At 50.8% G+C, this 21,470-nt stretch carries 17 protein-coding genes; all 17 read right to left on the bottom strand.

All coding sequences use genetic code 11. The features are described 5' to 3' along the window. Nucleotides 1–165: 165 nt before the first annotated feature. The gene (locus XI25_RS11375) at nt 166–1,527 is read right to left on the bottom strand and encodes an MFS transporter (RefSeq protein WP_046678684.1); all 1,362 of its coding nucleotides are present in this window, start codon (nt 1,525–1,527) and stop codon (nt 166–168) included. Between the two features lie 97 nt (nt 1,528–1,624). Continuing rightward, complete coding sequence (locus XI25_RS11370) at nt 1,625–2,722, bottom strand: Gfo/Idh/MocA family protein (RefSeq protein WP_046678683.1); 1,098 nt, start codon at nt 2,720–2,722, stop codon at nt 1,625–1,627. Between the two features lie 25 nt (nt 2,723–2,747). Next, the gene (locus XI25_RS11365; RefSeq protein WP_046678682.1) at nt 2,748–3,602 is read right to left on the bottom strand and encodes a sugar phosphate isomerase/epimerase family protein; all 855 of its coding nucleotides are present in this window, start codon (nt 3,600–3,602) and stop codon (nt 2,748–2,750) included. A 276-nt stretch (nt 3,603–3,878) separates the two neighbouring features. After that, nucleotides 3,879–4,883, bottom strand: a complete 1,005-nt coding sequence (locus XI25_RS11360; protein ID WP_052759559.1) for a LacI family DNA-binding transcriptional regulator — start codon at nt 4,881–4,883, stop codon at nt 3,879–3,881. A 241-nt stretch (nt 4,884–5,124) separates the two neighbouring features. Continuing rightward, nucleotides 5,125–6,018: an ROK family protein gene (locus tag XI25_RS11355; RefSeq protein WP_442950379.1), complete on the bottom strand. Its 894-nt coding sequence runs from the start codon at nt 6,016–6,018 to the stop codon at nt 5,125–5,127. A gap of 314 nt (nt 6,019–6,332) precedes the next feature. After that, complete coding sequence (modA, locus tag XI25_RS11350) at nt 6,333–7,157, bottom strand: molybdate ABC transporter substrate-binding protein (protein ID WP_235439827.1); 825 nt, start codon at nt 7,155–7,157, stop codon at nt 6,333–6,335. Further along, the gene (locus tag XI25_RS11345; RefSeq protein ID WP_200901414.1) at nt 7,154–8,017 is read right to left on the bottom strand and encodes a 5'-3' exonuclease; all 864 of its coding nucleotides are present in this window, start codon (nt 8,015–8,017) and stop codon (nt 7,154–7,156) included. The genes modA and XI25_RS11345 overlap by 4 nt, the downstream gene beginning before the upstream one ends. 283 nt (nt 8,018–8,300) lie before the next feature. After that, a complete protein-coding gene (locus XI25_RS11340) occupies nt 8,301–11,768 on the bottom strand; it encodes a discoidin domain-containing protein (RefSeq protein WP_046678679.1) in 3,468 nt (1,155 codons plus the stop codon). Nucleotides 11,769–12,147: 379 nt separating this feature from the next. Continuing rightward, complete coding sequence (locus XI25_RS11335; protein ID WP_046678678.1) at nt 12,148–12,951, bottom strand: response regulator transcription factor; 804 nt, start codon at nt 12,949–12,951, stop codon at nt 12,148–12,150. Then, on the bottom strand, nt 12,944–14,644 hold the full coding sequence (locus XI25_RS11330; protein WP_046678677.1) for a sensor histidine kinase: 1,701 nt from the start codon (nt 14,642–14,644) through the stop codon (nt 12,944–12,946). The genes XI25_RS11335 and XI25_RS11330 overlap by 8 nt, the downstream gene beginning before the upstream one ends. Before the next feature lie 150 nt (nt 14,645–14,794). After that, nucleotides 14,795–16,450 carry an ABC transporter permease gene (locus tag XI25_RS11325; RefSeq protein WP_046678676.1) on the bottom strand — a complete coding sequence of 552 codons (1,656 nt, stop codon included), beginning with the start codon at nt 16,448–16,450 and terminating at the stop codon, nt 14,795–14,797. After that, a complete protein-coding gene (locus XI25_RS11320; protein WP_046678675.1) occupies nt 16,447–17,553 on the bottom strand; it encodes an ABC transporter ATP-binding protein in 1,107 nt (368 codons plus the stop codon). Before XI25_RS11320 ends, XI25_RS11325 begins: the two co-directional genes overlap by 4 nt. Nucleotides 17,554–17,662: 109 nt before the next feature. After that, nucleotides 17,663–18,685 carry an ABC transporter substrate-binding protein gene (locus tag XI25_RS11315; RefSeq protein WP_046678674.1) on the bottom strand — a complete coding sequence of 341 codons (1,023 nt, stop codon included), beginning with the start codon at nt 18,683–18,685 and terminating at the stop codon, nt 17,663–17,665. Between the two features lie 347 nt (nt 18,686–19,032). Continuing rightward, nucleotides 19,033–19,395, bottom strand: coding sequence for an arsenate reductase family protein (locus tag XI25_RS11310; protein ID WP_046678673.1), 363 nt, complete (start codon nt 19,393–19,395; stop codon nt 19,033–19,035). 19 nt (nt 19,396–19,414) lie between these two features. Next, nucleotides 19,415–20,383 carry an RluA family pseudouridine synthase gene (locus XI25_RS11305; protein ID WP_046678672.1) on the bottom strand — a complete coding sequence of 323 codons (969 nt, stop codon included), beginning with the start codon at nt 20,381–20,383 and terminating at the stop codon, nt 19,415–19,417. 3 nt (nt 20,384–20,386) lie between these two features. Next, nucleotides 20,387–20,947: a cob(I)yrinic acid a,c-diamide adenosyltransferase gene (locus XI25_RS11300; RefSeq protein ID WP_046678671.1), complete on the bottom strand. Its 561-nt coding sequence runs from the start codon at nt 20,945–20,947 to the stop codon at nt 20,387–20,389. Between the two features lie 201 nt (nt 20,948–21,148). Beyond that, nucleotides 21,149–21,412, bottom strand: a complete 264-nt coding sequence (locus tag XI25_RS11295) for an aspartyl-phosphate phosphatase Spo0E family protein (RefSeq protein WP_046678670.1) — start codon at nt 21,410–21,412, stop codon at nt 21,149–21,151. Between the last annotated feature and the right edge of the window lie 58 nt (nt 21,413–21,470).

Here is a 21,470-nt window from a genome sequence, read left to right as displayed (position 1 = left end):
CTATCTTAATATGGTATACCCGAACTCATGCCTAAAGTCAATTGTAGAACGGTCCAAATTTAATCGGCGTTTTTATATAAGAAATATCCCTCAATCTATGAAGCGACCAAGGGATAGACGTACCTTAGGATCATTGCGGAGCACTTTTTCGTAACCTGGCAATGGCTATGAAGCTTCAGCAATACGGTTATTTCTCCGCTTCAATTCCAAATCTGCAATCATTTCTTTCTCTACATGGTCCAATTTATAAAACAGATAAAGTATGGCGCAGAGCACAAAGCATATGAACGGTATCCACACGAAATTGAATTGAATGGCAGCCAGTCCGGAAGCCGCCTGGTTCTGATTGGGGACATAGCTGCCGATCGCGAGAACCCAAGCCGCAATGGCTCCGCCGATCCCCATGCCGAACTTGACTCCGAAGGAACTGGATGCCGTAAGCAACCCCTGGGCTCTGACGCCGGATTTCCACTCGCCGAAATCAACCGTATCCGCCACCATCGCGAACATGAGGCCGGCCGTAAATCCGAGACCGATGTTGCCGACAATGATGGCTCCCATCAGGACCGGGATAGAGCTCATCGTCGCTCCCATGTAGATCGCAAGCTGGCTTCCCGCTCCAATGACCATGCCCAGGAATGCCGTATTTCGCTTGCCGATCCGCTTTGCGATCATGGGCATCATAGCAATGCCAACCAGCAGGAGCGCGTTTAAACCGTTTACGAGCGGAACGAGATCCTGCCGCCCCAAATTGTATTTAAAGAAAAATACGGTAGACTGGCCTTTGCTGGTGAAGGCAATCCAAAAAAATATATTAATAAAGAGCAGCAGCCACCAGGGAAAATTCCCTTTTATCGCCTTGACGCTTTCCTTGAGCAGTATCACTTGTTGACTGTCGGCAGCCTGTACCCGTTCGCGGGTATTGGCAAATGTTATATAGAACAGCAGAACGGCAAACGCCGCAAACAACACCATGGTCCACAAAAAACCCTGCTGCTGATTGCCTCTGCCGAACAGCGAAACGAGAGGGAGTGTGGCGATGCTGACGATCAAGCCGCCCAATTGGCCGAAGATCATCCGCACGGAGTTGACGACCGTGCGCTCCTGCGGGTTACTCGTCATGCTTGTAAGTAGAGAGGTCAGCGGCAAATTAATGCCCGCATACAATATGCCAAGCGTAATGTAGGTAATATAGGCGTACACAAGCTTACCCGTTTCCCCTAGATCGGGCGTCATAAACGTTAGCACGGCAATAACGGAAAAGGGTAACGCCAGCCAGAGAAAATACGGCCTGGATTTGCCCCATTTCGTATTTGTGCGGTCGATCAGCATGCCGATGATCGGACTGTCGAAGGCATCGATGATCCGGGCAACCAGGAATAAGGTCCCTACGGCCGCCACGTTCAATCCGAACACGTCGGTATAGAAGAACATCAAGTACAGCGTAATCATCTGAAAAACGAGATTGGAGGCCGTATCGCCGAGACCGTAACTGATCCGTTCTTTCCATGAAACTTGATTTTCCATGAGATATCCCCCTGAACGGTATTGTAACCCCTTACATTTTTACGTGTTTACTTCCGCCTACTAGGCATAAAAGCAGTAGACGGAAGCGCACGTCCATTTAATTTAAAATGATTTCTTGCCCTGTTCTGGAAGATTCATAAATGGCCTCGAGGATCCTGGTTACGACATACGCCTCTTCAGGATTTACAAGCAGCGCTTTATCCCCAAGAATGGCCTCAAGCCATTGTCTCGCTTCGCGGTCCGCCTCATTCTCGACTTTCGAACCGTAATACGGAATGGAGGCGTTCATCTCCGGCTTGATTTCAACGAGCTTGCCATACAATTCGGTATTTAGATGCAAAGCAGGGTTTCCGTCAGCCGGATTGCGGCGCATTTCCGCTCCGCCCCTCGTTCCGAACAGCGAGGTCATGGCTTCCCGAACGTCAAGGGTGTTAAGGGCCCATGATGACTCCAGGAATATCGTTGCACCGTTCTCCATTTTGATGAATCCGACGGCGGAGTCCTCCACCTCAAACTCGTTTGGATCCCACTTGCCGAACAGGTTCGCTTGGTTTTGATCCTTCAATTTTTGAAAGGCGGTTCCGGATACGGACTTCACTTTGTAATTGTTCATGTACCAGAGCGTCAGGTCGAGCGCGTGGGTTCCGATGTCGATCAAGGGCCCTCCCCCTTGCTTCTCCTTGTCCATAAACACCCCCCATGTCGGAACCGCGCGGCGGCGGACCGCATGTGCTTTAGCCAAATAGATATCGCCCAGGAATCCATCTTCGCAGGCTTCCTTCAGCATCAACGCATCTTCCCTAAACCGGTTCTGATAACCGATCGTCAGCTTTTTGCCCGTTCTTTTGGCGGCATCGAGCATGCTTTTCGCTTCCAGTGAATTTATGGCCATCGGCTTCTCGCACATGACATGCTTGCCTGCCTCAAGCGCTTCGACGGTAATCACGGAGTGCGTGCTGTTCGGCGTGAGTACATGAACCACATCAAGCTGTCCGTCTTGAATAAGTTGCCTATAATCCGTATAGGTTTTGGCGCCTGCGGCTCCGTACTGCTTGGCAGCAAGTTCCGCCCGTTCGATGATGATATCGCAAAACGCCGTCATTTCCGCCAGCTCCGACAATTTGGACAAGGCCGGCAAATGCTTGGCATTGGCGATTCCGCCGCAGCCGATAATGCCTATTTTTAATTTGCTCATTTTCGCTCCTCCAATGTCCGGCCCATTAGGCTTGAAATAGTTTGGAAATATAGTGGTAGCTGATCTCGACGCTTTCCAGCTGATTTTTCGTCGTCCAGTCCTGTTCGATGAACAGATATCTGGCCCCAGGCTTGCTTCTGAACGCTTTCAATATAGCCGGGATGTCCATGACCCCTTCTCCTGCTTCCGTGAAATACTCGATCTTATGCAGCTTGATCATCAATTCCATATCGATTCGGGCGTCGTCGCCGATAACTTCGAATAAGTTCACAGGTTTCACATCGGCTGGCAGATCCTTTTGATGTATTAGATCGCACCGGTTTCCAAGCTTGTTCAGATAAGCAATCGGATCCACGCCGCCTCTCAAAGCCCAATACGTATCAAATTCGACCTTAAGGAGATCTTCCTCCGTATTCTCCAAAATGATATCCAGCACATATTGACCGTCAAACTTTTGGAATTCCTCAAAATGGTTGTGGTAATACAGCTGAATTCCGTTCTCCTTGAAAAAACGCCCCGCTTTGTCTAATTTCCCGCACATCGCCATAACCTCTTCTTTATCGGCAAAGAAAGCGATTGCAATTGCCACGGAATCAAAACCGGCTTCTTTCGCATAGTCGACGATCTGCAGCGCGTTGTCCTGCTCCAAAAATCCAAGGTCAATGTGGGCCGATACCGCTTTCAAGCCATGGCGATCCAACTCCTGTCTCAGCTCAGCCGGTTTCAGTTGCCCAACCGTGCCTCCGATATTGTTAGCGTCGTGGAAAAACAGCTCGACGTTTCGGTATCCGATGGCAGCCACCTTTTCCAAAGTACCTTTAAAATCTTTTGTCAATTCGTCTCTGACCGAATAAAGCTGCAAACCAAATTCCAGACCCATTTTCAATCTCCTCCCTAATTTATGAAGTACACAAATGCACCTTTTACAAATGACATAAATCTTTGTAATTGATTACATTAAAACAAAATAAACCTTTGTTTTATGGTATTTATTATAAATGTAATGGATTACATTTGTGTATCTGGATTGTACCCCATTATTTGACCCCCGTCAAATCTTTTCGAACATGGTTTCCCTTCAAACGAAAAAAACCGGATGAAGATATGGGCTTTTCGCCTCTTCAAACCGGTTCCGTTAGAGTTCTATTCTATTGGTTCATCCACGGGAAGTTGATTCCCGTTCGACAAGCCGATGCGGCAGCGTTACTCTTTCATAATTCTTGTCTTCGCTCGTCATATTGTGAATGAGCAAATTCATGGCGGTATACCCCAGATCATATTTAGGCTGGTGCACCGTCGTCAATGCTGGCAAAGACATCGTGGCTTCGCGAGTGTTGTCGAATCCGATGACGGCGATCTCATCCGGCACGGTGCGGCCGTTTATCTTGATGGCATTGACGCAGCCTACGGCAACACTGTCATTCAGGCAAAATATGGCCGAAGGGCTCTCCGATAGCTGCAGCAATTCGTTTGTCAGGGCCACGCCGTCATCATACCTGCCATCCCCCAGCTTTATCCATTCCTTTCGAACCGGAATATCGTATTGCGCCAGCGCCCTCCTGTATCCTTGCAGCCTCAGGTGGGTGGAGTTAATGTTTGAGGGCCCGCCGATCAAAGCAATATCCCTGTGCCCGGCTTCAATGAAATGACGAACCGCATCATAAGCGGCGGCTTCATCGTCTATGGATACCGCGCAGGTGAAGGAGGCCTCTTTAATCTCGCAGCATTGCACGATGCTGTACTTTTGCCCCAATGCGCTTAATTTTTCCTCGGTAAGCGTGGAACTAAAAGTAATGACTCCATCGGCAAGCTTATTTTGCAACATTTGAAACAATTCTTCTTCCCGGTTTTTATGATTGGAGGTCGGACATACCAACACGTAATAACCATCCTGCTTAGCGCGGTCTTCAAGCCCCTGAACGACATCGGCAAAGAAAGGCCAGTCTATCCGGGGAGTCAGCACAAGCACTTTCATCGTTTCCGATCTTCTTAAAGCCCGGCCCTGCAAATTCGGCTGGTAATCGAATTTACGTATAACGCTCATCACTTTTTCGCGGGTATCGTCTTTGACCAGCGGACTTCCGTTCAAAACCCTGGATACGGTAGCTACGGACACACCGGCCAATCGTGCCACTTCCTGAATCGTCATCGATTTCTCCATTTGTTTCCTTCCTTTACAGCTGCAATTCCAAGCTTCTGAAAAAGTTTATCATGATCGCAACGTTTGTTCAAACCCTGCTGTTATACCACTTTCACGGAGTGTTTGCTAAACAAAAAGGGGGCCCCATGGTCCATAGACCACAAGGGTTCCCCCGTTAAGGATCAAAAGCTGCTTCAGATAAGAAGCACTCTTCCAACCCTGTAAAGTTCAATGAAGCGGATCTTCTCCAAGCACGCGTTCCTTAGTTAGCCGCTTCGCCGGCCGCAAGCTTTGCGAGAGCCAGGGCACCGCATAGTCCCGCATTGTCGCCGAGCTGCGGCGGAACGATGAACCGGTCGATATCCTGATTGAGGCTCGGATGCGATACGTAGCCGTTCAGCAGCTCCTGCAGCTTCGTGCGGATCAGCGGGAACAACTGCAGTTGCTTCATCACGCCTCCGCCCATGACGATCCGCTGCGGCGAAAGAATCAGCACGTAGTTCATCAGCGCCTGCGCAAGGTAATAAGCCTCCATCTCCCATGCCGGATGGTCAGGCGTCAGCTCCGCACCGGCCACGCCCCAGCGTCTGCCAAGCGATGGGCCTGCCGCCAAGCCCTCAAGGCAATCCTTGTGGTACGGGCAGGTACCTTCGTATGTGTCCTCCGGATGGCGGCGAACGATAATGTGTCCCATTTCCGGGTGGGACAGGCCGTGAATCAGCTTGCCGTCCACCACGGCACCCGCTCCGACGCCGGTACCGATCGTGATGTACAGACAGCTGTCCAGTCCCTGGGCTGCGCCCCATGTATATTCCCCAAGCGCTGCGCCGTTTACGTCCGTATCGAAAGCGATGGGCACGTCAAACCGTTCCTTCAACGCATGAACGACATTGAAATTGCTCCAGTGGGGCTTCGGCGTCGTTGTAATGGAACCGTACGTCGGGCTTCCCTTTACGGGGTCAATCGGTCCGAAGAAACCGGCCCCGATCGCTTCCACTCCTTTGTCCGCAAAAAAATCGAACACCTGCGCCATCGTTTCCTCCGGCGTCGTTGTCGGAAAGCTGATACGCTCGATAACCGTACCGTCCTCCGTACCGATCCCGCATACAAATTTGGTGCCGCCTGCTTCAATCGCTCCAAGTTTCATGTAGTTCATCCTCTCCTAGGTGTGCAAGTATGGTTTATATATGTTAATCTTTCCGGTCCTGACGGCAATGGCTCCCGCCGTTTCCCGCCGCGTCAAGAAGCAGCCAGGATAACAAACAATCATGCCGGTCCAGGCCCGGGCGAGATCACTCTCTTTCGTTCCCTTCGGCAATATATATCGCCGTCAGCGGTGTCGGGGTTCGTATGGGTTGGCCCTGTGCATCCACCTGGCGGGTGCAGTTCCCAGTATAAAGGCAATCACGCTGGATGGCAGTGATCTATTTACGGAAAGCCGCACCGGCATCCAAAACAAATGGCTCTCGATCACAAAGCTTCCTCCGGAAGAAAAAATCCATGCCTTTTGAAAATGGCCCCGGCCTCTTTCGAACGCAAAAATTCGAGAAAGCGGCCGGCCTCCTCCGGATGCTTCGCGGTTCTGATCACCGCCGCCGGATAATGGATAGGCGTATGGAATGACGGAGGTATCTCTTCCGCAATCCGGACATCCTTCGATTTTGACGCGTCGCTTGCGTAAACGAATCCCGCATCGGCGTTTCCGGACGAAACGTAAGACAATACCTGGGAAACATCCTTTCCATAAACGGCTTTCGGTTCAATCATGTCCCACAATTCCTCATGCCGAAGAGCTTCCTTGGCATACGCGCCGGCCGGAACGGTTTCGGGCTGGCCCACCGCAACCGCCTTTACGTGCATTCGGCTCAAATCCTTCATGGCCGTGACCGTTTGCCGGTTTTTGGGCGTGATCAGGACCAGCCGGTTCAGCAGCAGCGGGCGGTTATGTCCGGGGTCAACCAAGCCTTTATCCCGCAGGGCGAGCATCGGCTCCATGGCAGCGGAAATAAACAGATCGACAGGGGCTCCCTGCTCGATCTGCTGCTGAAGGGAACCGGAGCCGCCGAAATTGTACGCGATTTTGATATCGGGGTACTCTTCGTTGAACAGCTTCGCGATCTCCTCAAGGCTCCCCTTCAAGCTGGCTGCGGCGGATACCGTGATTTCCATGGTCGCGCCGGACGGGTCGGCCGCCTTCCCGCCGCTGCCCGAACAGGCTGTTGCGTAAGCGATCATGAAAATAAAAAGTGCGGACAATACTCCCTTTTTCATTTTCGGTTTAAAAAAACCGCTCACGGTACCATTGCAGCTCCCATCATATGGCTTAGGCTCTTCATTTCGAGCTCATCCAGCTTGGCGGCGGCACGCTCATGATCAATCTCCAGCAGGCACAGGTCAAGCTCGCATTCCAGCGGAACCTCGCAATGAATTTCAGCCAGTCTCCGGGATAAATGCAACATTTCCAGATCCGCCTCGATCTTGTTTCTAACGCTTTTGGTCAACGCATCCATGTTCTCAAGAATGCCTTCGATCGACTCAAACTCCTGGACCAGCTTCATGGCCGTCTTCTCGCCGATTCCGCGGACTCCGGGATAATTGTCGCTCGTATCGCCCATGAGTCCCTTGACGTCGATGACCTGGCGCGGAAGCAAACCTTTTTCCTGATAAAGGGATTCCGGCGTATAAACCATATAGTTGCCATGGCCCTTTTTCATAATGATAACCGATGTGCGGTCGCTCACGAGCTGAAGCAGGTCATGGTCCCCGGACAGGATCATCACGTTCATGTCCTCGCCGAAGCGGCGGGACAGGGTTCCGATGCAGTCGTCGGCTTCATATCCTTCCACGCCAAGGTTTGGAATGCCCAGGCATTCCGTCACTTCCCGGATCAGGGAGAACTGGGGCACGAGATCGTCCGGGGCCTCCGGCCGGTTGCCCTTATAAGCCGCAAATTGGTCGCTGCGGAACGTCTTGGAAGCCATGTCCCAGCAGCAGGCTACGTGCGTCGGTTTAAACGTATCTATGGCATCCCACAAATAACGGAGAAATCCGTATACCGCATTGGTCGGAAGGCCGGATTTCGTCCGGCGGATATAACCGCTGGAAGCCGTCGCATAGTAAGCGCGGAACAAAAGGGCCATGCCGTCAACGAGCATGAGGGATGGTTGTATGGTAGGGTTCACGTTTCAAATTTCCTCCTATTTGTATTCAAAAAACAAAATGTTTTACCATGCTATGACTTTGCCATTATATCATATTTGATATTTTCATAGGGTTAAACAGGCTTATTTTCCAAGCAGGGAATCGTTCGTTGTTCCGATAGACCGTTTGGAGTACCGGTCAGGGACGGTGAACCCTTGCAGCGGCAAGAAGAACCCCGCGAGAAAACCTCGCGGGGCGCATTCATTGCATGTTATCGTTTAGTCCATTGAACTCGATTTACTGAAGCTGCTTCAGCAGCTCCTGCATTGGACGCAGCTCGCGCGTCACGTCATATGGATATCGGTTCAGCACCTCAAGCAGCATTTTGTGCAGAGGCCCGTGCGCTTTCGGCAGCAGTTCATCCATCAAGCCGATCAGCCGTTTGTACTCCTGCACCTGATCCGGGGCATACACCTCGAACTCATAGAAGGAGTTGCCGAAGACGGTTGCGCGCTTCACGCCCTGGAACTTGACATAACGCGCATTCGTCGGAGCGAATGTAATAATGTCCAGCTTGCCTTTGGATGTGACGACTCCCTCATCCCCGGACACGTTCGTCCAGTTCTGCTTGTCTTCGGATACGAGCAGCTGGTATTTCTCGGCTCCTGCCTGCCATTTGATAATGACCTTGTTGATCTCTTTCGATTCGCCAAGATCAACGGTAAACCAGGCATCGTCGACATAAGCGCTGGACCATCGCGAATTGATGGATACGACTCCATCCACCGCCATGTCCGGCGAGTAATACGGAAATTCCAGTTCCGAAGATTCAGCCGTTTTATGGAGCGCCAAATTTTCGCCGCTCAGCAGATCGATCGGCTTGTTGTAGATCATGACGTTATCCAGCACGCCCTTGAACGCATTCGAATCGCTGCCGATCCGAAGCGCAGGCAAAACCAGGGTGTGCATTTTCGGATACCGCTCCTCCAGCCGCTCTACATGCTCGTCGATATTGACGAACAGCGTAACGCCTTTATTGTCTCCCTTCAGCAAAATATGCGTCCATTCTCCTTCAGGTACAACGTAATCGAACGTGCTGTCGTAGTGCTCCTTGGAGAATCCCAGCTTGCCGGTCTTGCCCTGCTTGAGCTTGATCTTGCCGACCGGGGACTCCATTAAAACGGCATCGTCCGGGTTATCGGGGTCGGGCTTCACCCACATGGAGAGCGTCCAGCCGAACCCGACCGCGTCAACCGGCGTCTCGATATAGCTGGAGCCGCCCTTGAACCGGACTCCCTTCCCGTATTTCCCCTCCGTCATGTTGACATGGACGCCTTTGCCGTCAAAGTCGTTGCCGGAGTCATCCTGAAGCCCTTTTTCGAACAAGTACCGGATCACCTGATTCTCGTCATTCTTTACCGTGAGTTTATGGGACAAATTCGCGTTCGGAGCATCGCCGATGGCCTTGGTACGTTGTTCAAACCGTTCAAAGGATCGGTCGTCTCTCGTTCCGGTCCACATCTTCTCCGACACGACCTGAATGCCGGGCAGCAACCGGTCATGCGAGTCGTCCATGGACAAGCCGTTGGCATCGGATACGTCGTTCCATAATGCGAACATGCCTCCTTTTATGCGCGGATGCCCCAGCGGCAGGGTCGAGATTTCCCATTTATTCGGCTCCCATTCGTTGTAAAGGAACTGGGAATTCAAATAATCGCCATACAAGGTAGGTACGATATACATAAATACGTTCTGAACGTTAAGGATGTCGTAACCGAGATCTACCGCCTGCTGCGGGGGACCGTACGGTTCGTACCATATATCCATCGTGGCTTCGTTGCTTACCGGGGTCGTTCCGTTGTACTGCGTCATTCCGCCCCACATATGCGGATGCTTGCCTTTGTCGTTGATATGTTTCACGAGGGTATCCATATACCAGCGGAACCGCTCCACGTCCGGTCCCCAGTACTCGTCGGTGCCGATATGCACGTCAGGACCGACAAAAGTCGGATCGCTGCCGTCCAAATATTCGTTGAACAGATTTTTAACGAATTCGACGGTTTCCGGTTTGGAAATATCCAGCGCATGTTCGTTGCCCAATGAAGGGTCATAGGACGTGAAGGCGCGGGAATGACCCGGCGTATCGATTTCCGGAATCACGTTAACCCCGTAATCCATGCCCAAAAGCTGCAGTTCCTTAAATTCCTGCTTCGTATAATGCCCATTCGGGCTCGCCAATCCCGGATAGGTCGTGCTCTCCAGCCGGAAGGCGGCCGTCGTTCCGTCCGCGAACGGCGTGCCGACATCATCGTTCAAATGAACCTGGAACATGTTCATTTTGTACCATGACAGCAGCTTCACATAACTTCTCATAAAATCGATCGTATAAAATTTTCGCCCTACGTCGATCATAAGTCCCCGTTTCTCATACTTCGGATAATCTCTGGCCTCCCCGCGCGGAATCGTACGGTCGGGATGCTGCTTGATGATCTGGAGCGCGGTTCTCGTGCCGAAGAAAGCTCCGGTCGGCGATACGGAAGCAATCGATACGTAATCGTCGACCTTAAACACGTTGCCCTCCTTGCCAAGCCAGGCGAGCGAAGGATCGATCGCCAAATATAAATCTCCCGCCTTCGGCTGTCCGTAAACGATCTCAAGCTCCAAACCCGTCAGATCGATCAGATCCTCGCGCGTCAGTTCCGCCGCCTTGCGCAGGACCCCTTCGTCTTCCGGACGGACGACAATCCGCGAATCCGCCGTCAACGTATAGTCGCCCGATCCGCCGTACCATTCTCTTAAGGAAGGGATGACCTCCGGCTCGGCATTGCGGTCCGGCGTCTGCTGATGCTGACCCGGAACCGTAACCGTGATATTATCAGACAGCAGCTTCCGGTTCGGATCGCTCTCATCCTCGACCTCGACGATCAGATTTACTTTGGCATCGACCAGCGGGGTGCGGATACGGCCTTCCCGGTCGATGACGGGCAGCCGGTCGCTGCCATACAAGCGGACGCTGTACCCATCCGGAACCTCGGCCGCAGACCAATCCAACTCCGTCTGGCCGGCCTGGACCGTCAGCGTCGCCGCAACGCGGTCTACGATGGATTGCAGGTCATTCAATTGATAAACTTCGAATTCGTAGAAGGAGTAGCCGTACAGGGTGCCTTCGACGGGTGCCCGCTTCATGCCCTGGAACTTGACGTACCTGGTTTTCAGGGGAGCGAAGTCGATGGTCTCCGTTCCTCCCTTGCATTGAATGATGCCGTCGTCTTCCTTCACGTTCGTCCAATTCTCTCCGTCATCCGATACGAGTATTTTGTATGTATCGGCCGGCGTCTGCCAGCGGATCACCACGCGATCAATGTCCGTAGGCTCTCCCAGATCCACGTAAAACCATTGATCATCATGCTTATCGGAAGACCATCTTGTATTTCCCTTCCCGTCCACGGCCAGATTCGGCGTCAAGTAATCCACCTCGTTTCCCGAAGAAAAAGCCGGCTTGTTCAGAGCCAGGTTGGTCCCGCTGAACGCGGCGGCTTGATCCGCGAGACGCTTGCCGTCTTGGTCATAGACGGCTTCCGTAACGCTTGGGAGCGCTCCGGCTTCCGGATCAACCTTAGCCGGCGCGTCCGTCTTCTCTGATGCGGCTTCCGTCACACCGGACTGGGCCAACGCCGTTGCCGGCAAGGCGGCGCCCAAAACCGTCGTTACGGCAAGCCATAGACACAGCATCCATAAAAACGCTTTCAATTTTATCTTCTTCATATTCCCTCCATACTAAAGGCGGTCAGAGCCCTTTTTAAGAGATAAGAAAGGATAAACATCAGAGGTTAGCCATCCTTATCTCGCAAGAAAAACTTCAGCTAAACGCGGTCTGTCTTCTGAGTAAGTACATCGATAGACGTTTTTCTTATTTGGCAATTAATTAGGTTGGACCCCTCCTTTACTCCAATTCATTCTAATTTTGGGGAAGAAAAAAAACATTGAATAGGCCTATTCAATGTCCATGTTAAGAGAACGGTCCTCTTATGCAAAAGAGATAATTCCTTACTTTTATATACATCTGTTTACTTTCGTCATGCCCTCCGCTCTCCATATTTATTTATGATTCCGGTAATTGGACAATGACCGTGAAAACAAATCATTACGGATTATTTTGTTTAACCTGCTTGTCCCCGTAAAACTCCTGATACTGGCTTGGCGTGACGTGGGCGTACTTTTTGAAGATGCTGATAAAATACTTATAGTCGCTGAATCCGATATCCTGCGCGATCGTATACACTTTATGGTCCCCTGTTTTCAGCATATCCATCGCCTTTTGAATGCGATAGCGATTAAGGAACTCGTTGAACGTATAGCTGGTTTCCGCTTTGAATTTCTGATTGAGGTAGTAGGCGCTCAAGCCAAGCTGTTCTACAAGGTCATGAATGCTGATCTTCTTGGCATAGTGCTCCTGCACATAGGCGATCATTCGGGACACGTATTTCGATGTCTTCGTTTCTTTCTCCAGAAACTTACTGCTGATGACCTCTTCTTTTTCTTGTGGAAAGCTGGAGATGACTTCGTATTTTCGCAACATGTCCACTTTGGCTTTGGCGGAGTTCAGTGCTTCGATCAACTGCTCATCCTCCAGCGGTTTCACCAGAAACTCCGTTACGCCCAGCTGGAGGGCTTGCTTGGCAAGATGAAATTCATTATAACCGGAGATGATAATGCTGCTGAAGGTATGCTTCCGCAACCCTTCCCTAATCATCGCAATACCGTCCATCATGGGCATGGTGATGTCGGAAATGACAATATCCGGCTTAAGCTCGCAGATTTTCTCGTAACCGTCTTTTCCGTTAACCGCTTCCTCGATCACGACGCAATCATATTGGAGCCAATCCACGCTGAAGCGTATGCCTCTGCGAATCATGTCCTCATCTTCGACAAGAAGAACCTTAAACATCATGTCCACTCCTTTCGTAAGGAATCGTTAACGTTACGCGGGTGCCTTTTCCTTCGACGCTGTCGATATGGATGCCGGATTCCTCACCGTATAAAAGAACTAAACGACGATGCACGTTATAAAGCCCGATATGCTGCGAGGTGTTGTTCCGGCTTTTCAGAATTCCACGTACCTTCCGCAGCGTCTCTTCATCCATGCCTTGACCGTTGTCGAGGACTTCCAATATGAGTTTCCCTGCAGTAGCGTAAATTCCGATTTCAATAAGCACGCTGCTTTGGTTCTGATAACCATATTTGATAGCGTTTTCAATAATTGGTTGAAGCAGGAGCTTGGGGACATATACCTCCAGCGTTTCATCCGCTGCCGAAATTCGATACTCCAACCGTTCGTTGAAACGAATCTGTTGAAGTTTTAAATAATCCCTAACATAATTCATGTCGTCTTTCAGCAGCACGCTGCGATCATGGCCAATGCTGTACCTTAGCAGACGCGAAAGAATCATGACGATCTCCTGCGCCTGATTGGCGTCCATCTTAATCGCGTAACGCAAGGTTTCCAGCACATTGAATATGAAATGCGGATGGAACTGCGATTGCAGATGCTTCACCTCGGCAATGGCGCCGAGTTCCGACAGCTCTTTATTTTTATCCATCAAATCCTTCAACCGGTCAAGCATCACGTTGTATTCATTGCCCAGAATTTCGAATTCGTCGTCCGTCCGTATGTTGACATACCCGCTGAAATTTCCCTTCCGAAGCTGTGCTAAAGCATGAATCAGCTTATCGATGGATTCGGAGTTGCGGGTTGACATTTTGTCGGCCAGGAAGTGAAGCATAACCCACAGCAATATGCCGGCTGCAGTCACAAAAACGGACACCGTATAGTAGTTGTATCGTTCGGATTTGTAAGAATTAAGCGTGATCACCTGAATGGGCGCCTCGGGTATCCGTTTGACAACCTTATAGTATTTGCCCTGATTCAGTAGGACGTTTCCCCGATGATCGAGCTTCGGGCTGAACTTGTTCAGGACGCCTTTGGTCATGTTGCTGGTCGTGGCAATGATCGTGTTGTGTTCATCGGTGACTACGGCAATTTCGTTATTTTGCTCAAAAATGATTTTCTGAATATCGGATTCGTACAGCTGATAGACCAAATAGCCTACCGTCCGATTGTTCCTGACAAGCGCTTTGCCGAACGTGTAGCTGGTTTCCCGGTCATGCGAGTAACGGAAGCTGTTCATTTCGGTAAGCGTGCCATTCGGGCGCTGATCCATCCGGTTTATGAGGTTCCCGAAGGCAAAGTTGGAATATAGTCCATCCGCCGGTGCGGAGCTGGCCAGGAAGACGCCGTTCGTATCGACGATATGGAAGATGCTTTTGACCTTCTGATGGTTGTTGAAATCATAAAATTCGGAGTACACTTTATCGCTGCCCAAATGCGTTGCCACGTAGTTCATAACGGCCGGAGATGCGGCCATCCGGTTGACTTCCTTATAGTATTGTTGATATACCTCGGCCAAAGACTGGCTTATGGATTGTGCGGCCTCCGTCGTTTTTTGAGTTAAATTCATTCTTCCGTTAATGATGGTGAAAATAAAAAATAATACGATTAAAATGGCAAACGGAATAACCGTGTAGAGCCGGAATAAGTGACGGGTTGATTCCTTGAAGTTGCGATGCTTTTTATGTTCCATGCTGCCCCCTACAATTACGCCCTCTCTTTCATTATATCTTACTCTTACGCAAGGCTGAACTTGATCTGCGGGCGAGAGCCTATCCAAATAAATCCAAGCCGGTCCTCATGGCTGCAGGTACCGGCTTGGATGCTACGTTTTCGTATGGAATTAAAGCGATACTTCCTTTTGTCCGGAAAGTCTAAGAAAGACAAGCAGCGACACGACCGTGATCACGGTAAGGATCGTGGACAGGGCTGCGGCAACCCCGTAATTTCCGCGGATGACCTCGGTATAAATGGCAACCGTGACCGTCTTCGTCTTGCCTGTATACAAGATGATGGAGGTGCTCAATTCCGTAATGATGGTAATCCAGCTCAATATCGCGCCGGAGACGACCCCTGCAAGCATCATCGGAAGGGTAATCTTGAAAAACGTCTTCATCTGGGAAGCGCCCAGGCTGATTGCCGCTTCTTCAATGCCGTCATTGATCTGATGCAGAATGGCGGCACTCGATCGAATCGTATAAGGCAGCCGCCGAATGACGAACGAGATGATCATGATGAACGCCGTCCCGCTCAGCGCGAGCGGTTTATTGTTAAACGTAATCAATAAGGCGATCCCCAGAATGGAGCCGGGTACGATATAAGGGAACATCGTGAAGATATCAAGCGTATTCGTTAAAGCATTCTTTCTGCGAACCGTTACGTAAGCGATGAGAATGGCCAGCAAAATGATGACGGCAAGCGATACGATGGCCAGCATGAACGTGTTCGTAATGACGCCCCCGATATTATCGAATGCATTCCGGTAGCTTTGGAGCGAGAATCCGTCCACAAAGACGCGGCCGTTCGATTTCAGGAACGACGTATAGATGACGTAGAGCTGCGGCAAAAGCGCAAGCGCGGTGTACAGATAGATCACGGCATGCGCCGTTATGCTGCCGATTCCTTTTTTCTTCTTGGCTTCGATGGGATGCAGCGCGCTCATCGTGAATGATTTCCGATTGGAAATGAACTTTTGAAGCAGGAAGACCGCTGTCGCAAACAGAACGACAATGACGCTGATCGCTGCGGCAAAGCCGTCGTCGCCGCCGACTTCGCTGATGAATTCGTTAAAGATCAGAACAGGAACCGTTTTGAACCCTTCACCGATCAACATGGGCGTACCGAAATCCGCGAGTGCGCGCATGAATACGAGCAGGCCGCCTGCGAGCAAGGTTGGCGTAATGAGCGGGAGCAGTACCTTGCGCATCTTGCCAAGACCCTTATAACCTAAACTCTCAGCGGCTTCCATCAGGGACTGGTCCACATTTTTAAGCGCTCCCGATACATACATAAAGATGAGGGGCACCATCTGCAGGGTCAAGACCACCAAAATCCCCGTGAAACCATAAATATCGGGCATCGTGATTCCGAATGTGTTGCTTACGAATTTGGTAATGACGCCGTTTCTGCCAAGCAGCAGTATCCAGGAGTATGCTCCAATGAACGGGGCCGACATCGACGAGATCAGAATCATCACGCGAATGGCCGCCCCTCCTTTAATCTTGACCGTTGCCATCATGTAGGCCAGCGGCGTTGCGATGATGGCGGCAAGGAGGGTCACGCAGACGGTAACCTTGATACTGTTGAACAGGGCGTTCATATAATAGGGCTTGCTGAAAAACTTCATGAAATAGGCGAAGGAAAAATCGCCGGTCGTCCCGTTATATACGCTTTTGAACAGCATGGTGAATAAAGGAAGCGCCAGGAAAAGAATATAGAACACAAAGATCAGGAACGAGATGTTGGTCCAGATATCGAATCTTCTGCGCGTCCCCTTCATAGCTGACCGCCCCTTGTATAATTCAATTCGCCTGCCTCATCGTAAACATTGATTTTATCCGTTTTGACTTTGAGATGAATGGTTTGGCCGGGCTCCAGCAAGTGTGACGATTTCGATTCCTGCGTAATTTCAATCCGCTGGCCGGATTCCAAATCGACGAAATAATGGGTGTTCTGGCCTAAAAATACGCTGTGCACGATGGTTGCCTTCAGCCCCGAGTGGTCCTCGGTCATGATGAACTCCTCAGGCCGAACCGAGATTTGGACTTGGAAATCCGCTTGCGTCTCGGATGCAGGAACTTGAATGTTGGAGAGCCGTTCCGAGTAGCCTGAACCGATCCTCAGGTTATAGCTTCCCGCCTCCTGCGTTAATCTCCCCTCGATAATGTTGGTGCGGCCGATAAAGGTGGCCACGAATACATTCGCAGGGCGTTGATATATTTCTTGCGGCGTCCCGAGATGCTGAATCACCCCAGACTTCATGACGGCGATCCGATCGGATACCGCCATCGCTTCCTCCTGATCATGCGTTACGTAGACGGTTGTAATCCCTACTTCTCTTTGAATATCCTTGATCGCGTTGCGCATATCGACTCGAAGCTTGGCATCAAGATTGGAGAGCGGCTCATCCATCAGCAGAACATCCGGCCGGATGACGATCGCTCTGGCAAGCGCAACCCGCTGCTGCTGGCCGCCGGACAGGTTTTTCGGCATGCGGTCCTTGTATTGCTCGATTTGAACAACCTTCAAAATTTCCTCTACCTTCGAATTGATTTCAGCTTTGGACAGCTTCCGGTTCTCAAGCCCGAAAGCGATATTCCCTTTAACGGTTAAATGGGGAAAAATCGCATAGCTCTGGAATACCATCCCGATATTCCGCTTGCCCGGCTCGACTTGATTAATGACGCGCTCGTTAAAGTTAATGGTCCCGCCCTCGATGCTGTTGAAGCCGGCGATCATGCGCAGCAGGGTTGTTTTGCCGCATCCCGAAGGACCGAGAAGGGTGAAAAATTCCCCCTTCTTGATCTCCAGGGACAACTCGGGAATGACGGTGGTATCGCCGTATTTTTTTACAAGGTCCTTGATGGATATGTTCACGCTCATCGTTGTCACCTAACCTTTGCAGAGGTTGTGCAAAAAGTCCGCTTTTCATCTCAAGCACGGTAAAAGCTACTCGGTGATCACCGGACTTTTTGAACAGTAATCTTGTCGTTTATTTGATGCTTGTAAATAAATCGATATAGCGTTCGATGATTTCGGATTTATGCTCGCTCACATAATCCGTGTCCTCATCGATCATGTTGATGTCGGCATATGGTTTCATGTAGTCTCCAAGCTTCGTGTCTTTGCGAAGCGGACGGTTCGTTAATTGCGTGCCGAACGCATCCTGGGCTTCTTTCGAAAGAATGAAGTCGATGAATTTCTTGGCATTGTCCATGTGCGGCGCGCCTTTCACGACGGCCGATGCGGCATCCAGGAATACGGCGCCTTCTTTCGGATACACGACTTCCACGGGTGCGCCGTTTCTTACATATGTGCTGGCAGGGTCTTCGTAAGTCAAACCGACCACGTATTCGCCGTCAGCCACGCTCTTGTGAACGGCCCCGGAACCGCTTGCAATTTTACCGTCCAGGTTCTCGATCAATTTGCCGACATAGTCCCAGCCCTTCTCGTTTTCATAGTCGCCGCCCACGGCTTTCAGCATATTGGTCAGCTGCGCGAAAGCCGAGCTTGAGCTGGCCGGGTCGGCAGAAGCGATTTTTCCTTTCAGCTCCGGATTCAGCAAATCCGCATAGCCTTCGATTTTGATATCGCCGATCAGGTTTTTGTTCACGAGCAGCACGCTTCCGTCCGAAATGTAGGGCGTAGCGAAGCCCGTCGTATTGCGATGGCCTTCAATCAGGTTTTTGTCTTCCGGCGACACGTAAGGTTCGTAGAGATCCGCATTTTCGCGATAGCCGGCCATGGAACCGCCGAACATGACGTCAGCGTAAGGATTATCCTTTTCCGACTGTAAGCGCTTAACAATTTCGCCTGTGCCGGCCGTTACAAGCTCGACGGTAATCCCCGTTTTCTTTTCGAACATTGGGATAATCGTCTTGATGATCTCTTCGCTGTTCGGACTGTAGATGACGAGTTTATTAGATGAATCCGAATCCGATTCGCCGTTTCCGCAACCGCTTAATGCCCCTATAACTAACGCACAAGCCAACAGCAGCATAGTAAGCCTTTTCATTTTTATTCCCCCTTGAGCTAAAGTTCGTTTTGGTTTGCATGTTTATTGTAGCAAGGACACTGTAGGGTACTAAATCCTATAATTCGCAAACATCGTCTAAAATCCGCAACCTATTTTAAGAAAAACGTCTATCGACGTACTTCACAGAAGACAGACCACGTTTGGAAGTAGTTTTTCTTGCGATATAAGGAAGCCTCGTCTCCGAAACTTATACTTCTTATATCTTAAAAAAAGAGATCCCTAAGGTCTGTCGACCCAAGGGATCTCTTTTTGGTTCTCTGCAAAGTTTCGGCGCGATCATGATATCCGTCGCTTCCCATGATGCAGCGCTTCGCATTCACGGGCTTCTATGCCTTCCACGCTTCGCTGTACGTCTCTTCCTTAAAACCCACGGTCACGCGCTTTCCGTCCGTAACGATCGGACGTTTGATCAGCATCCCGTTCGAGGACAGCAGCTTGAGCTGATCCTCCTCCGGCATGCCGGGAAGCTTGTCCTTCAGCCCAAGCTCCTTGTAGACCTCGCCGCTCGTGTTGAAAAATTTCTTCAGCTCAAGTCCGCTGTTGCGATGCAGTTCTCTAAGCTCCCCGATGGTCGGCGGGTTCTCTTTAATATGCTGCAGCTCCAGTTCATGCCCTTCATTTTGCAGCCATTTCACCGCATTTCTGCACGTACCGCATTTGGGATATTGATATACTTTCAAACGGGCCATGGTTCAACTCTCCTAAACTTTAATCATTAGTAAACGTTGATTGTTCTTGCAATACCGCTTGCAGCTTCCTCATATCCTCCGGCATGGGGGCCGCAAAGGTCATCGGTTCCCCCCGCATGGGATGGACGATCGTCAGCCGCTCCGCATGAAGCGCCTGGCGATCTATCTCCCGGTCCAAGCGGGTAGCCGTCGATTCCTCCATGCCCGGCCGGATTGCGGGATGCCCATACATTTTATCCCCGATCAGGGGATGCCCCAAGCTGCTCATATGTACGCGGATTTGATGGGTGCGGCCGGTCTCCAGCTTAAGCTCCACCAGCGATGCTCCGGCATAAGCGACACGGACCTTATAACGGGTCAACGACGGGTAGCCTTCCGGCGTAACGATCCGGCGGTGCGGCTCCTGCGGGTCCCGGTCGATCGGCTCGTCTATATCGCCTTCGGCGGGAAAGGGAATGCCGTGCACCAGAGCGACATATCGCTTATCCACCGTGCCCGCAATCATTTGCTCGGACACGTGCTGGTGGATATACGGGTTTTTGGCTATGCAAAGCACGCCCGACGTTTCCTGGTCCAGCCGGTGCACCGCCCGGAACCGGTAACTCCATCCCTGCTGTGCCCAATAATGGACGATCCCGTTAGCCAAGGTATCCGTATAGTGCCCATGGGTCGGATGCACGATAATGCCCGCCGGTTTATTGACCACAAGCAGGGTATCATCCTCATACAAAATATCGAGCGCCATCGGCTGGGGCAAAATATCGTCCGACCGCTCCTGCTCCATGCGGATTTCGATCAAATCCCCGGGTTTGACGTTTACGCTGATGTAGACCCTCTCGCCGTTGAGCATAATTCCATGCTCGGTCAGCTTGAGCCGGGACAGGAGCTTCCGGGATATCCCCATCCTTTTTTGCAAAACGGTCTTTAACAGCATCCCGTCCTCATTTTCCTGGACCCGGTACGTAATGGGCGGGTAATACCGTGTCATGAATTACCGAAACACCTTTCCGCTGCGCACATATTCCACATCCGGCACGCCGGTCCGGACATTAGCCGCTCTTGCCGTCACGAAGAAATAATCCGAAAGCCGGTTTAAGTACCGCAGAACCTCCAAGTTGATCTCCCGATCGCGTCCAAGCGTAACCGTCAGCCGTTCGGCGCGTCTGCAAACGGTCCGGCACACATGGAGGGCGCATGACAGCGGACTGCCTCCAGGCAGAATAAACCGCTCCAGCGGCGGGTTCTCCGCTTCAAAGGCATCCATCCATGACTCAAGCCGTTCAACCAACTCGGCGCTTGTCTTATACTTATCTTCTTTATGTCTTGCATAGGCAAGGTCGGAACCGCAATCGAACAATTCGTGCTGGATCTGAATCAGCTGTTCCGCCAGTTCGTCAAATCCGCTCTGCTCGGCCAAATAAACAGCCTGTCCCGTAAAGCTGTTCAGTTCATCTATCGTACCGTAGGCTTCGATACGGTCATCGTCTTTGGGCACCCTGCCCCCGATAATCGACGTTTTCCCGGCATCCCCGGTCTTCGTATAGACCTTCATTTCCATTCCTCCACTTCACAGTCCTCCCCCGTACACCGGAGTCGGACTTATTATGAATCATGTCCCATGATAACATAACTCGCTGCCCGGATGCATCGGACAGCATGCCCGCTTTCATGCGAACTCATTCACGGAAACTTCTTAATCTGCGGGCACCGGAAACAAAAAAGAGACCCGCACCGGGTCTCCTGAATGGACGTGTTATAATTTCTTTTTGGGATGTGCCTTCATATATTCATTGATCTTTAAATCCAGCAGGCTGCTGATTTCAATGACGATCTCGGAAGTGAAAGACTGCTCTTGCAAAAATATTTGTTCCATCTTGCGACGGAGCATGTGAATTTCCTCTTCCAAGGAAATGTCTTCCGGAGTGGTTCTGGCAGAATTAATAGACCATTTATCGTGATCATCGGTTTCAGCTGAAATATCACCGCGATATGGCGACAATTCATAATCGCAAAACACTGCCATCCCTCCTTGGATTAGACATATTAATGCTCCCAAAATAAAATTATAACACAGT

This window comes from Paenibacillus sp. DMB20 (assembly GCF_000987955.1).
Lineage (GTDB): Bacteria > Bacillota > Bacilli > Paenibacillales > Paenibacillaceae > Paenibacillus_AQ.
This window is presented reverse-complemented; position numbering and strand designations above follow the sequence as displayed.

Excerpts from the sequence above, each read along its gene's own strand:
- XI25_RS11375 (WP_046678684.1), bottom strand. The coding sequence starts at position 1,527 with ATGGAAAATCAAGTTTCATGGAAAGAACGGATCAGTTACGGTCTCGGC.
- XI25_RS11370 (WP_046678683.1), bottom strand. The coding sequence starts at position 2,722 with ATGAGCAAATTAAAAATAGGCATTATCGGCTGCGGCGGAATCGCCAAT.
- XI25_RS11365 (WP_046678682.1), bottom strand. The coding sequence starts at position 3,602 with ATGGGTCTGGAATTTGGTTTGCAGCTTTATTCGGTCAGAGACGAATTG.
- XI25_RS11360 (WP_052759559.1), bottom strand. The coding sequence starts at position 4,883 with ATGGAGAAATCGATGACGATTCAGGAAGTGGCACGATTGGCCGGTGTG.
- XI25_RS11355 (WP_442950379.1), bottom strand. The coding sequence starts at position 6,018 with ATGAACTACATGAAACTTGGAGCGATTGAAGCAGGCGGCACCAAATTT.
- XI25_RS11345 (WP_200901414.1), bottom strand. The coding sequence starts at position 8,017 with ATGCTCGTTGACGGCATGGCCCTTTTGTTCCGCGCTTACTATGCGACG.
- XI25_RS11340 (WP_046678679.1), bottom strand. The coding sequence starts at position 11,768 with ATGAAGAAGATAAAATTGAAAGCGTTTTTATGGATGCTGTGTCTATGG.
- XI25_RS11335 (WP_046678678.1), bottom strand. The coding sequence starts at position 12,951 with ATGTTTAAGGTTCTTCTTGTCGAAGATGAGGACATGATTCGCAGAGGC.
- XI25_RS11330 (WP_046678677.1), bottom strand. The coding sequence starts at position 14,644 with ATGGAACATAAAAAGCATCGCAACTTCAAGGAATCAACCCGTCACTTA.
- XI25_RS11325 (WP_046678676.1), bottom strand. The coding sequence starts at position 16,450 with ATGAAGGGGACGCGCAGAAGATTCGATATCTGGACCAACATCTCGTTC.
- XI25_RS11320 (WP_046678675.1), bottom strand. The coding sequence starts at position 17,553 with ATGAGCGTGAACATATCCATCAAGGACCTTGTAAAAAAATACGGCGAT.
- XI25_RS11315 (WP_046678674.1), bottom strand. The coding sequence starts at position 18,685 with ATGAAAAGGCTTACTATGCTGCTGTTGGCTTGTGCGTTAGTTATAGGG.
- XI25_RS11310 (WP_046678673.1), bottom strand. The coding sequence starts at position 19,395 with ATGGCCCGTTTGAAAGTATATCAATATCCCAAATGCGGTACGTGCAGA.
- XI25_RS11305 (WP_046678672.1), bottom strand. The coding sequence starts at position 20,383 with ATGACACGGTATTACCCGCCCATTACGTACCGGGTCCAGGAAAATGAG.
- XI25_RS11300 (WP_046678671.1), bottom strand. The coding sequence starts at position 20,947 with ATGAAGGTCTATACGAAGACCGGGGATGCCGGGAAAACGTCGATTATC.